Genomic DNA, 14,102 nt, shown 5'->3' on the forward strand with positions numbered 1-14,102 from the left:
ATTAAAGAAGAAGTATAGAAATATGGAAACTAAAAATTTAATTCAGAAAAGTATTGACACCGTAAGAGTTTTATCTGCAGATGCTGTACAAAAAGCAAATTCAGGACACCCTGGAACACCAATGGCTCTTGCGCCTTTAGGTCATGTTTTATGGTCAGAAATAATGCATTACAATCCCAAAAATCCGGAGTGGGTAAATCGCGACCGATTCGTCCTTTCCTGTGGTCACGCCTGTATGTTGCAATACAGTTATTTGTATCTGACCGGATATAAAATTACGCTAAAAGATATTGAAAATTTCAGACAACTTCACAGCATTACTGCAGGTCACCCAGAATATGGTCTCACGCCAGGAATCGAAGTTACGACAGGACCTTTAGGACAAGGATTTGCGAATGGAGTGGGAATGGCAATTGCGCAACAATATATGGCGGCACGCTACAACCAACCGGATTTTAATATTTTTGATTATAAAATTTATGCAATTTGTAGTGATGGCGATTTAATGGAAGGTGTTTCCGCAGAAGCAGCTTCTCTTGCTGGTCATTTAGGTTTAGGAAATATGATTTATTTCTACGATAATAACCACATTACGATCGAAGGAAATACCGATTTGGCTTTTGAAGAAGATGTTTCCAAAAGATTTGAAGCTTACGGATGGCATGTTCAGAACTTATCAGATATCAACGATTTGGAAGCTCTTTCAAGCGCAATAAAAAGCGCTCAGGAAGAAAAGGGTCGTCCTTCTTTAATTAAAGTGAGAAGTATAATAGGTTATGGAAGTCCGAACAAACACAATACTGCGGCTGCACATGGTTCAGCTCTTGGAGAAGATGAGGTGAAATTGGTTAAAGAAAATTTCGGATTCGATCCCGATGAAAATTTCATCATTCCAAATGAGGTTTTAGATTTTTACAGAAAAGCAGGCGAAAGATCTGCTCAAAATGAAGATGATTGGAACTTACTATATAAAAATTACAAAAAAAGACATCCCGAACTTGCCAAAGAATATGAGGACATCACTGCTGGAAAACTTCCCGACGATTGGCAGAAAAAACTTCCTGTATTTGAAGCTGGTACTGAATTAGCGACGAGAAAAGCGTCCGGTAAAACCTTGAATGCCATTGCAGATTATTTTCCACAATTGATTGGCGGTTCAGCGGATCTTGCCCCATCTACAGATACCAATCTTGATGATTATAAATCATTTTCTGTAAAACACCGAGACGGTCGCAACTTCCACTTTGGAATTCGGGAACATGCGATGGGAGCAGTATTAAACGGAATGGTATTAAGTAAATACCTAATTCCTTACGGAGCTACGTTTTTGATTTTTTCAGATTATATGCGACCACCACTTCGATTGGCTTCCATTATGAAAATCCGTCCCATTATGGTTTTTACCCACGACAGTATTGCATTGGGCGAAGATGGAACTACGCATCAACCAGTTGAACAATTAATTGGATTGCGTTCAGTTCCAAATATGACCGTAATTCGACCGGCAGATGCAAACGAAACGGCTCAAGCTTGGCGGGTTGCCATCGAACACAAAGATGGACCGGTTTGTATCGTTCTCACCAGACAGGGAATTGCAGTTATCGATCAGGAAAAATATGGTAAAGCCACAAATCTTGAGAAAGGAGCTTACATCCTCTCAGATTCCGGGGGTGAACCAGATATTATACTGATTGCAACAGGATCTGAAGTTCAATTGATTTTGGCTGCTCAGGAAAAATTGAAGAAAAATAATATTCAAGCGAGAGTTGTTAGCATGCCAAGTTGGAATTTATTTGATCAACAAAGTGCGGCATATAAGGAAAAAGTTTTCCCAAAAAAGATTAGGAAAAGATTGGCTGTAGAAGCCGGTTCAACAGTTGGCTGGATGAAATACACGACTGATGATGGTGATGTCATCGGTATCGATAGATTCGGTGAATCTGCACCGGGCGAAGAGGTAATGAAGGAATATGGTTTCACCGTAGAAAACGTAATCAAGAGAGCACAAAATTTGCTTTCTAAAAAAGATTAATATTATCAAGTAACTTCCCATAAAAAGAATTCATACCGAATTAAATAAAAAAGCAATGTCCCCAGAATCAATAAAAAAAATAGGAATTTGTGCAGACCACGGCGGTTTCGAACTCAAAGAGAGAATAATAAATTTTTTGATTAAAAACCAATTTCAACCTGTGGATTTTGGCGCCAAGGAATTAGACGGCGCTGATGATTTTCCTGACTATGTCATTCCGCTCGCAAAAGCGGTTGCTAATGGAGAAGTTTTCCGTGGCATCGCGATCTGTGGAAGTGGAGTAGGTGCGTGTATCGCTGCAAATAAAGTTATGGGAGTAAGAGCCGCTTTGATTGCAGATTATTTTTCAGCGCATCAAGGTGTTGAAGATGATAATATGAATTTAATCTGTCTCGGTGGTCGCGTAACTGGATATGCGAGTGCTGAAGAACTCGTCTTAGCTTTTTTAAATGCTCAATTTATTGGAGCAGAAAGACATCTGCGGCGACTCAAGAAAATTCAAAAATTAGAAAACAATTGATAATATAAGAAATTTATTTCAACCCTTTGCTAAGTGAAATGCATTTGCATCTTAACAAAGAGTACTTTAAGTAAAGTTTTTATGCGTCGTTGCGTTAAAATTTTATTCTGACAGTAAATAGACATTCAAATATAAATTTTAAAAACAAACAAAATGAACCCACTAAATAACATAAGAAGTCACGGTCAAAGTATTTGGCTCGATTTGCTCGATCGCGAAATTATGAACTCAGGCAAATTGCAAAGTTTAATTGATAATGACGACCTCCGTGGTCTTACATCAAATCCCTCGATTTTTGAAAAAGCCATTACCGGAAGTTCTGATTACGATCATGATATAGCCAAACTCTCACAAGCAGAAAGTGATAATGCCGCTATTTTTTTCGATTTGGCGATCGCAGATATTCAGAGAGCTGCAGATATTTTTAAGCCAGTATTTGATAAAACTGGCGGTAAAGACGGTTTCGTAAGTTTGGAAGTTTCACCTTATTTAGCACGAGATACAGACGGAACGATTCAACAGGCGCGCGAACTTTGGAAAAGAGTCGATCGAAAAAATGTAATGATAAAAATTCCGGGAACAAAAGAAGGATTGACTGCAATTCGAGAATGTTTACGAGAAGGAATTAATATTAATGTGACATTGCTTTTCGGTCTTCCTCGCTATCACGAAATAACAGAAGCTTTCATGGGCGGACTTGAAGATCGGCTCAAAGAAGGCAATTCAATCAAAGAAATTTCTTCTGTAGCAAGCTTTTTTCTAAGCAGAATTGATGTAATGGTCGATCCAATGCTTGAGGAAAAAGGATCCCAAAATCTAAAAGGAAAGATAGCGATTGCTTCGGCGAAAAAAGCCTATCAAATTTATCTTGAAATGATTGCAAGTGATCGTTTCAAAAAATTAGAAGAAAAAGGCGCACAAAAACAGCGGGTTCTTTATGCAAGTACTGGAACAAAAGATCCCTCATTCAGTGATGTTTTGTATGTGGAAAGTATTATCGGAAAAGACACCATCAACACCTTACCCATCGAAACAATTGATGCATTTCGGGATCACGGAAAAGTTGCAGATACTTTAACACAAGACATTGATTCTGCAAATAAAGCAATGGTTGAGCTTCAGAATAAAGGAATTGATATCGACAAAATCACCCAGAAACTCGAAGATGAAGGAATTGAAAAATTCAACCAGGCTTATGAAAAACTGATCAAAAGTATAGACAGTCAAAAACGTAAACTATAACTAATGATTGATTTTGATATAGCGAAAATTAAAGTAGTCTTCATCGACATCGGCGGTGTTTTGCTAACTAATGGTTGGGATCACGAATCACGTGAAAAGGCAGCGAAAGTTTTTGATTTTGATTTTACCGAAATGAATATTCTGCATAATTTCATTTACAATGTTTTTGAAATTGGTAGTATTTCCCTTGATGAGTATTTAGATACCGTTCTTTTTAATCAACCAAGAGATTTTTCGAAAGAGGATTTTAAACAGTTTATGTTTGAAGAATCTGTAGAATTACCGGAAATGCTTGAGTGGTCAAAATCCTGGAAAAAGCAAACTGATCTAGCTGTATTTGCGCTAAGTAATGAAAATGAGGAGCTTAATGATTATCGAATTAAGACTTTTAAATTACATGATCTGTTTGACGGATTTCTCTCATCCTGTTATTTAAAAATGCGAAAACCCGATCCAAGAATTTACAAAAGGGCTATGGAAATTACACAGGTTAAACCCGACGAATGTGTTTATTTTGACGACAGACCAATGCTAGTTCATGCAGCTAAAAAACTGGGAATGAATAGTATTCAACATCAAAATTTTGAAACGACTAAAAGTATTCTAGAAAATTTTATACGAAAATAATATCATGATACAAGAAAATAAAAATCAAAGTTCATTTGGAATGATCGGACTGGGAACAATGGGTTCCAACCTTTTACAGAATATTGCCGATCATGGATATAACTGTTCTGGGTACGATAATGATCCTAAAAAAGTCGATACGCTTAATAATTTAAGTCGAAATGATATTCATGCTTATTCAGATTTAAAGGCCTTTGTAGAAAATTTAAAAAGTCCGAAAACAGTAATGATGCTTGTTCCGGCAGGTAAAATTGTTGATGCGGTAATTGGTGAACTGCTCGAAGTCCTCGACAAAGGTGATATTATTATCGATGGAGGAAATTCACATTTTACAGATACAGAACGGCGCTTTGCAGATTTAGAAAAAAAAGGATATCACTTCGTTGGGATGGGAGTTTCCGGCGGTGAAGAAGGCGCGAGAAAAGGTCCAAGTATGATGCCGGGAGGAGATAAAAATGCCTATGAAACGATAAAACCTGTTCTGGAGAAAATTGCTGCTCATGTTAATGGTGAACCTACCGTTGCATATATGGGTGAGCGTTCCGCCGGACATTTTGTGAAGATGGTTCATAATGGAATTGAATATGCACTGATGCAATTAATTTCTGAAACCTACGAAGTCATGAAAAAAGGACTTCAAATGGATGATAAAGAGATCTACGAAGTCTTCAAAAAGTGGAATGATGGTCGCTTAAAATCTTACCTGATAGAAATTACCCGTGATATTTTCGCCTATAAAAAGAAAGGAGAAGATCATCTTTTCTTCAACGATATTAAAGATGAAGCAAAAGCAAAAGGTACTGGTAAATGGACTTCGCAAGCAGCGATGGATCTTACGGTTCCAGTTCCGATCATCGATATTGCAGTTTCCATGCGTGATCTTTCCAAATATAAAGATTTGCGTACCAAAGCTTCGCAGATGTATCCTGATCCAAAAGAAATAAAATTTACAGATAAAAAAGGTGAATATATCGCCCAATTGGAAGAGGCGTTTTATTTCGCTATGGTTTCAGCTTATGCGCAAGGAATGCATTTACTTTATAGTGCGAATGAAGAATTTAAATATGATCTTAATTTAGATTTAATTGCAAAAATTTGGCGTGGTGGCTGTATTATCCGTTCAGAATTTTTAGAAGATATTTATGCAGCCTATAAAAAAGATTCAAAATTGAAACATTTATTTTTAGACGATTCTGTTCACAAAAATCTCCTTAAAAGTATTTCTGGAATTCGAACTGTTGTTTCAGATGCGGCTCTTCACGGTATTGCTGTTCCAGCGTTTGCGGTAGCATTAAGTTATTTTGATAATTTTCGAAATGAGGAAATGCCGGCAAATTTGATTCAGGCACAACGGGATTTTTTCGGATCACACACTTACGAACTGAGAGGAAAAGAAGGTGTTTTTCATACGGACTGGGAAGATGGAGGTAATTAAAATTTAATCCTTCTCATCAAACCAAATATTTAAAAAATTAAAATTATGACTAAAACATCCGTTATAGAAACGACTCCCACTGTTTTAATTATTTTCGGTGGTAATGGAGATTTAACGAAAAGGAAAATTATTCCCGCATTGTACAACTTATTCCTTGAAAATCGGCTTCCTGAAAAATTTGCCATCATAGGAACTTCAAGAACGAAATTTACCGATGAAAAATATCGAAGTTCCTTATTAGTTGGAATTAATGAATTTTCCCGAACCGGTAAAGCAAAGAAAGAAGACTGGGCAAAATTTTCCGCAAATATTACTTATCAGGCAGCGAATATTAAAGACGTTGCGTCATATAATGATTTTGAAGCAAGCATCAGTAAACTGAAAGCAGAGTGGAAACAAGATCCTGCTATTTTGTATTACTGTGCCGTCTCGCCCGATTTATTTTGTACCATAGCAGAGAATGTTTCAAAAAGTAAATTAGAAAATAATAAAGACACTACACGGATCATCATTGAGAAACCATTTGGTCGGGACCTGGATTCTGCAAAAACTTTGAATGCGAAATTGCTCACCATTTTTGATGAAAAGCAAATCTATAGAATAGACCATTATCTCGGAAAAGAAGTCGTACAGAATGTGATGGCATTCCGTTTTGCCAATACCATTATGGAACCTTTGTGGAACCGAACGCATATTGAACATGTCCAGATTTCTGTTACGGAACAAATTGGTGTAGAAGACCGAGGAAGTTATTTTGACCATGCCGGAATTTTACGGGATATGATTCAAAATCACTTGCTTCAATTATTATGTATCATTGCGATGGAACCTCCTGTGAACTTTGACGCAGATTTGGTGCGTGATAAAAAAGTAGAAGTTTTGAAAGCAATGCGCAAAATTATTCCTGGAATGATCGATAAAGTCGCAGTTCGCGGTCAGTACGGTCCTGGTTGGGTTGAAGGAAAAGAAGTTCCGGGTTACCGCGATGAAATTGATGTTGATCCAGGTTCCAATACTGAAACGTACGCTGCTATGAAATTTTATGTTGATAACTGGCGTTGGCAAGGAGTTCCTTTCTATTTAAGAACTGGGAAAAGATTATATAAATCGGCTTCTCATATCATCATTCAGTTTCGGGAAGTTCCTCATAATATGTTTACGAACAAAGCGGAAAATCTTCCAAAGCAAAACCGACTCATTATCAGTATTCAGCCCGATATGTCGATTAAGTTTCAATTGGAAAGTAAAACGCCAGGTTTAGAAATGACTTTAAATACCGTAGATATGGTTTTTGATTATTTAGGAAAAACCAAAATTGATTCTCCAGAAGCTTACGAAACGCTTTTATTGGATGTCATTTCTGGAGATCAAACTTTATTTATGCGAGCGGATCAGGTAGAAGCTGCGTGGGAAGTAGTGATGCCGGTTCTTGATTACTGGGAAAATAATAAAATGCCCGATTTCCCTAATTATCCAGCCAATTCCTGGGGTCCGGAAAATGCAGAAGCATTGATCGCAAAAGATGGTTTTCACTGGATCAATTTACCCGACAAAAATTTAAAAGAGTAATGATGAAGTTGAAAATATATAAAAATGTTGACGATTTAATAAAAGATTTGGCTGACAGAATTAGCGAAGTTTCTAAAGAATCAATTCAAGCTCGCGGACAATTTAATTTTGTGCTTTCCGGTGGTAGTTCACCAAAAAAATTATATGAGTTGTTAGCCTCTGAATCCTATAGAAATAAAATCGATTGGGAAAAAATTTATTTTTTCTTTGGTGACGAAAGATTTGTTCCTGCAGATGATTCTCAACGGAATTCTCTCATGGTTAAAGAAGCCTTATTTGAACCTTTAAAAATTAAAAATTCCAATATTTTTGAAGTTGATACCTCGGGTTCGCCGGAAGAATCTGCGCAGAAATACTGGAATTCAATAACTTCTCATTTTCAAGGAAAACTGGTGGAATTTGATTTAAATCTTTTAGGTCTTGGAGACAATTCACATACTGCTTCACTTTTTCCAAATACTTCGGTGTTGAATGAAACTGAAGCAACGATTAAATCGGTTTTTGTTGACGAAGTCGATCAATATAGAATTACGATGACAGCACCTTTAATTAATCAATCGCGACATATTGCGTTTCTAGTTTTCGGAGAAGCAAAAGCAAAGGCAGTTTTTCATATTTTGGAAGATAGTTCGGGTTCTGTAACTGAATATCCTGCTCGTTTAATTACAGAGGACGAAAATAAAGTGCAGTGGTTTTTAGACGAAAAAGCTGCTTCTTTATTGAAGCACAAATAATTATTTTGCTGAGCATTTATTTGTAAAAAAAAGATAATTTAACTCAAGATGCGATTTAACTTTAATAAAATTAATTCTAATGAAAGCACTGCAAATAAAAGGGTACGGCGACATCGAAAGTAATTTAGCTTTCAATGAAATTGAAAAACCTACCATAAACGACAACCAGGTTTTAATCGAAGTCTTCGTTGCAAGCACAAATCCCATTGATTATAAAATAATTGAAGGACTTTTAAAACAAGTCATTAAATTAAATTTCCCCACAGGTATTGGTTACGATCTCGCAGGTGTCGTACGCGAAAAAGGAAAAAATGTTTTTGGTCTTAAAGTTGGAGATGAGGTATTTTCCAGTGTTCCGCAAAAATCGCGTGGTTCTTTTGCTGAGTTTATTGCGGTTGACGAAAATATGGTTTGTCTTAAACCAAAGAATTTAAATTTTGAGGAAGTTGCAGCTTTACCGATGGTTGGTCTTACAACGATTCAGGCTTTTGAAAGAGGAAATTTAAAATCTGGAGATAAAATTTTGATACATGCTGGTTCCGGCGGTATTGGTTCATTTGCAATTCAGTATGCCAAAAGCATAGGAGCTTTTGTTTATACTACAACTAGTACTCCGAATATTTCTTGGGTAAAAGAATTGGGTGCGGATCGGGTCATCGATTATAAAACTGAAAATTATCTGGACATTGTAAAAGACATCGATTTTGTTTACGATACACTTGGTGGAAAATATACCGTAGATGCATTTTAAGTAATAAAAGTAGGCGGCAAAGTAATTTCATTAATTGGTCCGGTTGATGACGAAACTGCAGAAGAGATGGGACTTAATATAGTTGCCCGAATTTATTTATACTTCAAAAGAATAAAACTGACGGGAAAGATCAAGGAGAAAGCTGCCTACTATAAACTAATTTCTATGCAGCCCAATAATAAACAGCTAGAGATGATTAAAAAACTGGCAGAAGAAAAAATTGTAAAACCCATCATTGATAAGATATTTCCTTTTTCTGAATCCATTAATGCTTTGCTTTATCAAAAGTCAGGGCATGCAAAAGGAAAAATAATCATTAAAATGAAATAATTTCTGTTAATTGAAATTGATATTTGAAAAAATATAAATATTAAAAACACAATTCTAAAAAACGCTGATATGTTCCCTAAAATAAATCCTACAGAAACACCCGCTTGGAAAGCACTAATTGCTCATCAAACCAAAATGAAAACCGTTCAGATGAAAGACTTATTTGCTCAGGATTCTAAACGGTTTGAGAAGATGTCTATTCAATTTGACGATATTCTTTTTGATTATTCTAAAAATATTATTATTGAGGAAACGCTTGAAAAACTTTTGCAACTGGCGAATGATTGTAAGGTAAAAATTGCAATGGAAGCAATGTTTAATGGTGAAAAGATTAATGGAACTGAAGATCGCGCAGTTATGCACACTGCATTGCGAAATTTCTCGGATAAACCCATAGTCATTGATGGTGAAGATATTATGCTGGAAGTTCGGGAAACCCGTCAGAAAATGAAAGTTTTCTGTAAAAAAATTCACAGTGGAGAATGGAAAGGTTACAGTGGAAAAAAAATAAAAGATATCGTAAACATCGGGATCGGTGGTAGTGATCTTGGTCCAGTGATGGTAACTGAAGCATTGAAACCTTATTGGATAGATGGAATTCAGGCACATTTTATTTCAAATGTCGATGGAACTCAAATAGTGGAAACGCTAAAAGATTTGAATCCGGAAGAAACGCTTTTCACCATTGCTTCAAAAACATTTACCACGCAGGAAACAATGACCAACGCTCAAACTGCACGTGATTGGTTTTTGAACTCTGCAAAAGATGAGAAATTTGTGGCGAAACATTTTGTGGCACTTTCAACCAATGAAAAAGGCGTGAAAGAATTTGGAATTGACCCCGAAAATATGTTTGTTTTTTGGGATTGGGTAGGAGGTCGCTACAGTCTTTGGAGCAGCATCGGACTTTCTATCGCACTCACCATTGGTTACGATAATTTTGAACAATTATTGAAAGGTGCAGAATCAACCGATCATCATTTTAAAAATACAGATTTTAAAGAAAATATTCCTGTGACGATGGCTTTGGTTGGTTTATGGTACACTAATTTTTTTGGTTCAGAAACAGAAGCTATTTTCCCTTACGATCAATATATGCACCGCTTTCCTGCCTACTTTCAACAGGGAAATATGGAGAGCAACGGTAAACATACCGACCGAAATGGACATGACGTTAACTATGCAACAGGTCCTGTCGTTTGGGGCGAACCTGGAACAAATGGTCAACACGCATTTTATCAGCTCGTTCACCAGGGAACGCATTTAATTCCGTGTGATTTTATTGCACCTGCGATCAGCCATAATCCAATTGGGGAACATCATCCGATTTTATTATCTAACTTTTTCGCGCAAACAGAAGCATTAATGAATGGAAAAACTACTGACGAAGTTGCCGATGAATTGAAGGATAGTAAAATGGATAAAGCGAGTATTGAGAAATTAATTCCGTTTAAAGTTTTCACCGGAAATAAACCGACCAATTCTTTCTTGCTTAAAGAGATTACGCCATTTACTTTAGGATCATTGACCGCACTTTACGAACATAAGATATTTGTACAGGGAGTAATCTGGAATATTTACAGTTTTGACCAGTGGGGTGTAGAACTCGGCAAACAATTAGCCCAAAAAGTACTTCCACAACTTGAAAATAATAATAATGTAGAATCGCATGATGCTTCTACGAACGGATTGATTAATGCTTATAAAAAATGGAGGGCGTAAAAATCTTATCGAATTTTTGAAGAAAAGATTAAAGGTTTCGAATATTTTAGATGATTCCCATCGCTGCATAATACGCTGCACCAATCAAAGCAGTTTTATCGTTGAGTACTATTTTCACAGGAATGCTTTTTAGCAAATGTTCCATGCGACCGACATTGATAAAATTTTTGTAAAATTCTTTTTTATCGATTAAGTCAAGGATTTTTGGTGCAATTCCTCCACCAATATAAATTCCTCCCGTTGCTTTAGCTTTTAATGAAAGTTGAGCAGATTCTATTGCGAGATACCTTACAAAAAGTTGAAGCGTTTCAACACAAACAGCATCTTTATTTTCTTTGGCAGCAGTCGATATTGCGACGGATGGATCTTCATTTAGAAATTGTATGGTAAGCCATCCGGGTTCTTTTATGTCTCTATAAATTCGTAAAAATTGATAAATATTATGAATTCCCTGTCCAGAAACAACTCTTTCCCAACTGATATGGTCAAATTTTGTTTTTAAAAATTTCCATAATTCCACATCCAGTTCATTGCCTGGACTGAAATTGCAGTGACCACCTTCCGTCGCATAAGGATGAAAATAATCACCATCCCAATACATTCCCGCTTCACCAAGACCTGTTCCGGGAGAAATAATCGCTGCATTGCCTTTTTCTTTTTCACCTTTAGTCAGCATTTCAAAGTCCGAATCTTCAAGAGCAGACAATCCATAAGCATTGGCTTGCAAGTCATTGATAAGCGATATTCGTTTTATATTTAAATCTAATTCTAATTTTTTCGCGTCGATTTCCCAGGCAAAGTTTACACCGCGAACTTTATCACCATCAACCGTTCCGGCCACACCTAAACATGCGCAATTAATAGTAGAAGATTTATCTTCGTGAAAATGACGGATCGCCTTTACAAAAGAATTGTGATCACTTGTCGGATAACGTTGATTTTTAATGGAAACCAATTTTCCTTTTTGAATTTGGAAAAGTGCGAGTTCCGTTTTCGTTCCGCCAACATCGGCAGCTAAAACAATCCCAGCATTGGGTAATTTATTTTTCTGTGAAGGATAAGCCATCGGTAATTTGGCTTCTGAAATATCGGGTAAGGAAATTGATTTAAATTTCTCCATTTTTGATTATATTTAAAGTTCTCACCTTGTCAGAGAATAAGGTTTTAATATAAGTAATATTATGAAAATGCTAACCGGAATTTTAACAACTTAATAAAGTTTTTTCGGATTGCTGGAATTTATTATACTTGAAAATTAAATTTAGTGAAGATTTATGGAATCTCCATTCAATTTTCGGGCAAATTCTCCGGGATTTCCATTTTCGCTACGCCTATTCTGTCATCTGCCATTCCATAATATACATCAATTCTGTTTGGTTGTCCAATATCATCACGACGATCCGTTCCTGTGGGGAAAACCACATTTCCAACGATACCGATTTTTTCTGCTGCTAAATCTGGAACTAAAATAGGTTCAGCAGAACGATACAGTATTTTTTGGGGTCTTTTTTTCGATAGTATCATCACCCCTGCCGAATAGCAAAATTTCGGATTATCTTTTGTCGAATCTTTATCATTTTGCACGCCATGATAAACCATCAACCAACCATGTTTGGTCAAAACTGGAGGAGCACCACCACCAATTTTTAAATTTTCCCAGGGATAAATTGGCTGAGCGAGGCAATGATGAGAGGTGAATTTTGCATCTTTTAAAGAAGTATCTTTTCCTTCTCTGAGGTTAAAATATGAAATCCAGATACTTTCTTTTTGCTTGTCTATTTTTCTATTGTCAGCAAGTTTAACGGTTTCATCAGGAATACTTTCGGCAAAAAGTGGTCGGTGCAGCATCGCAATCGATTGATGATGGTGCGGACTGGGAAGTTCTGTTGGAAAAAAACTGGCGTCTTTATCGTCTACATTATTAAAATCGACTGGCTTATAATGCGTGTAATTGATCAAACCCATGCGTTCCCAGGTAAAAAGATCTTTTGACCTTGCCATCGCAATTCGTGGTCCATCTGGTCCATAAGCCGTGTAAGTCATAATGTAGTGTTCGACGGGTTCTACGTAGGTAATTCTCGGATCTTCACAACCTCCACCACCATTTGGTCGCTTCTCATAATCCATTTCAGGTTCGAGCGCAATTCCTAATCTTTCTACATCGACCGGATCTCCATCTTTATTAAAATTTACTCTTGCGATACCAATTCGCGAATAATTATCCTTAGCGACCAAACGCGGGAAGAGATATAGTTTACCATCTGGACCGCGAGTTACTGCGGGGTTCAGAACGCCTTCAACTTCCAGCTCATTTCCTTCTTCGGGTTTCATGATGGTACAAATTCTCTGCAGTTGGAAGGGTATCATTCTATTTTATTTTTTGGTTTAGAAACTGAACAGGCAATGATTGTTTCTATTATTCTTTTTGTCTCTTCGTCGTCTCTTACCTGGATGCAATCTACACCGGTTTTTCGGGCGGGATGATCATTGCCACCCTCAAATAATGCATCACCAATAAAGAGTATTTCAGGGATTTCTATACTCAGAATTTCCTCTAATTTTCTTATTCCGTAAGCTTTATCAATTCCGGGTTTCACGATGTCAATAGATGTTGTTCCTCCCATTCCGATAGAAAATTCTTTTAAGGTTTTTTTGAGGGGCTCCACAATTTTTTTGCGTTTTACAAAATCAGAATCCCAAACTTTTTTCTCTTCAAGCGGTGCATTTTGGCCTAAAGCAGAAAAGGTGATCTGACTTCCTCTATCTTCTATCTGATCTCCCCAAATTTTTTTAATATCGAGATGAGCTCCTTCAATCGCAGTTTTCAGATGATCGAGAATTTTTTTTCTTTCCTCTTCTGTAAAATTTTCTTCGTATAACTCCTTCCAGTCTTTCTTATATTCGTAAAATTTAGTTCCGCAAGTAGGAAGAATCGAAAGCTTTTTTAGTAATGCTTTTTTAGGTAATTGATTCAATACCTGTTTCTCAAACTGAGGCCAGTCTCCACCAGAAATAATCGCAACTTTTGCGACATTGAGTAAATTATTTAAAAGTTCGGACATTTCTTTATCAATAGCAGATTTACTCTTTGCTAAAGTTCCATCTAAATCAAATATAACGAGTTTTTTCATCTGCTTTAA

General features: G+C 36.5%; 13 protein-coding genes. 10 read left to right on the forward strand and 3 right to left on the reverse strand.

The genetic code is table 11. The annotated features are described in order from the left end of the window. The first annotated feature begins 22 nt into the window (after window positions 1-22). From tkt to pgi, 10 genes are all read left to right on the forward strand, one after another. Window positions 23-2,032: a transketolase gene (tkt, locus tag OA86_RS13975; RefSeq protein WP_039354495.1), complete on the forward strand. Its 2,010-nt coding sequence runs from the start codon at window positions 23-25 to the stop codon at window positions 2,030-2,032. Between the two features lie 55 nt (window positions 2,033-2,087). After that, complete coding sequence (locus OA86_RS13980) at window positions 2,088-2,552, forward strand: RpiB/LacA/LacB family sugar-phosphate isomerase (protein ID WP_039354497.1); 465 nt, start codon at window positions 2,088-2,090, stop codon at window positions 2,550-2,552. A gap of 153 nt (window positions 2,553-2,705) precedes the next feature. Further along, window positions 2,706-3,794, forward strand: coding sequence for a transaldolase (tal, locus tag OA86_RS13985; RefSeq protein ID WP_039354500.1), 1,089 nt, complete (start codon window positions 2,706-2,708; stop codon window positions 3,792-3,794). A gap of 3 nt (window positions 3,795-3,797) precedes the next feature. Continuing rightward, window positions 3,798-4,421: an HAD family hydrolase gene (locus OA86_RS13990; protein WP_039354503.1), complete on the forward strand. Its 624-nt coding sequence runs from the start codon at window positions 3,798-3,800 to the stop codon at window positions 4,419-4,421. Window positions 4,422-4,425: 4 nt separating this feature from the next. After that, a complete protein-coding gene (gene gnd / locus OA86_RS13995) occupies window positions 4,426-5,856 on the forward strand; it encodes an NADP-dependent phosphogluconate dehydrogenase (RefSeq protein ID WP_039354506.1) in 1,431 nt (476 codons plus the stop codon). 45 nt (window positions 5,857-5,901) lie between these two features. Then, window positions 5,902-7,425, forward strand: coding sequence for a glucose-6-phosphate dehydrogenase (gene zwf / locus OA86_RS14000; RefSeq protein WP_039354509.1), 1,524 nt, complete (start codon window positions 5,902-5,904; stop codon window positions 7,423-7,425). Next, window positions 7,425-8,159, forward strand: a complete 735-nt coding sequence (gene pgl, locus OA86_RS14005) for a 6-phosphogluconolactonase (RefSeq protein WP_198410768.1) — start codon at window positions 7,425-7,427, stop codon at window positions 8,157-8,159. Before zwf ends, pgl begins: the two co-directional genes overlap by 1 nt. A 79-nt stretch (window positions 8,160-8,238) precedes the next feature. Next, entirely contained in the window at window positions 8,239-8,910 is a 672-nt protein-coding gene (locus OA86_RS14010; RefSeq protein ID WP_311316324.1) for an NADP-dependent oxidoreductase, read from the forward strand. A 3-nt stretch (window positions 8,911-8,913) separates the two neighbouring features. Further along, window positions 8,914-9,240 (forward strand): zinc-binding dehydrogenase, encoded by a 327-nt coding sequence (locus OA86_RS16120; protein WP_311316325.1) that lies wholly within the window; start codon window positions 8,914-8,916, stop codon window positions 9,238-9,240. Window positions 9,241-9,309: 69 nt separating this feature from the next. Further along, a complete protein-coding gene (gene pgi / locus OA86_RS14015; RefSeq protein ID WP_039354512.1) occupies window positions 9,310-10,962 on the forward strand; it encodes a glucose-6-phosphate isomerase in 1,653 nt (550 codons plus the stop codon). Between the two features lie 46 nt (window positions 10,963-11,008). Here pgi and glk read toward each other — a convergent pair whose 3' ends face one another. The 3 genes from glk to OA86_RS14030 all read right to left on the reverse strand — a co-directional run bounded on the left by glk (window position 11,009) and on the right by OA86_RS14030 (window position 14,093). Next, window positions 11,009-12,082: a glucokinase gene (gene glk / locus OA86_RS14020; protein WP_039354516.1), complete on the reverse strand. Its 1,074-nt coding sequence runs from the start codon at window positions 12,080-12,082 to the stop codon at window positions 11,009-11,011. A 167-nt stretch (window positions 12,083-12,249) separates the two neighbouring features. Further along, complete coding sequence (locus OA86_RS14025) at window positions 12,250-13,329, reverse strand: glycoside hydrolase family 130 protein (protein WP_039354519.1); 1,080 nt, start codon at window positions 13,327-13,329, stop codon at window positions 12,250-12,252. Then, a complete protein-coding gene (locus OA86_RS14030) occupies window positions 13,326-14,093 on the reverse strand; it encodes an HAD-IIB family hydrolase (RefSeq protein WP_039354522.1) in 768 nt (255 codons plus the stop codon). The genes OA86_RS14025 and OA86_RS14030 overlap by 4 nt, the downstream gene beginning before the upstream one ends. Between the last annotated feature and the right edge of the window lie 9 nt (window positions 14,094-14,102).

Origin of the sequence: Kaistella jeonii, from assembly GCF_000812865.1 — a bacterium.
In the GTDB taxonomy this organism is placed as follows: Bacteria; Bacteroidota; Bacteroidia; order Flavobacteriales; family Weeksellaceae; genus Kaistella; species Kaistella jeonii.

What these genes read in the sequence shown, in the direction of transcription:
- glk (WP_039354516.1), bottom strand. Translation starts at nt 12,082, where the DNA reads ATGGAGAAATTTAAATCAATTTCCTTACCCGATATTTCAGAAGCCAAA.
- OA86_RS14010 (WP_311316324.1), top strand. Translation starts at nt 8,239, where the DNA reads ATGAAAGCACTGCAAATAAAAGGGTACGGCGACATCGAAAGTAATTTA.
- OA86_RS13990 (WP_039354503.1), top strand. Translation starts at nt 3,798, where the DNA reads ATGATTGATTTTGATATAGCGAAAATTAAAGTAGTCTTCATCGACATC.
- zwf (WP_039354509.1), top strand. Translation starts at nt 5,902, where the DNA reads ATGACTAAAACATCCGTTATAGAAACGACTCCCACTGTTTTAATTATT.
- pgl (WP_198410768.1), top strand. Translation starts at nt 7,425, where the DNA reads ATGATGAAGTTGAAAATATATAAAAATGTTGACGATTTAATAAAAGAT.
- pgi (WP_039354512.1), top strand. Translation starts at nt 9,310, where the DNA reads ATGTTCCCTAAAATAAATCCTACAGAAACACCCGCTTGGAAAGCACTA.
- gnd (WP_039354506.1), top strand. Translation starts at nt 4,426, where the DNA reads ATGATACAAGAAAATAAAAATCAAAGTTCATTTGGAATGATCGGACTG.
- OA86_RS14025 (WP_039354519.1), bottom strand. Translation starts at nt 13,329, where the DNA reads ATGATACCCTTCCAACTGCAGAGAATTTGTACCATCATGAAACCCGAA.
- tkt (WP_039354495.1), top strand. Translation starts at nt 23, where the DNA reads ATGGAAACTAAAAATTTAATTCAGAAAAGTATTGACACCGTAAGAGTT.
- tal (WP_039354500.1), top strand. Translation starts at nt 2,706, where the DNA reads ATGAACCCACTAAATAACATAAGAAGTCACGGTCAAAGTATTTGGCTC.
- OA86_RS14030 (WP_039354522.1), bottom strand. Translation starts at nt 14,093, where the DNA reads ATGAAAAAACTCGTTATATTTGATTTAGATGGAACTTTAGCAAAGAGT.
- OA86_RS13980 (WP_039354497.1), top strand. Translation starts at nt 2,088, where the DNA reads ATGTCCCCAGAATCAATAAAAAAAATAGGAATTTGTGCAGACCACGGC.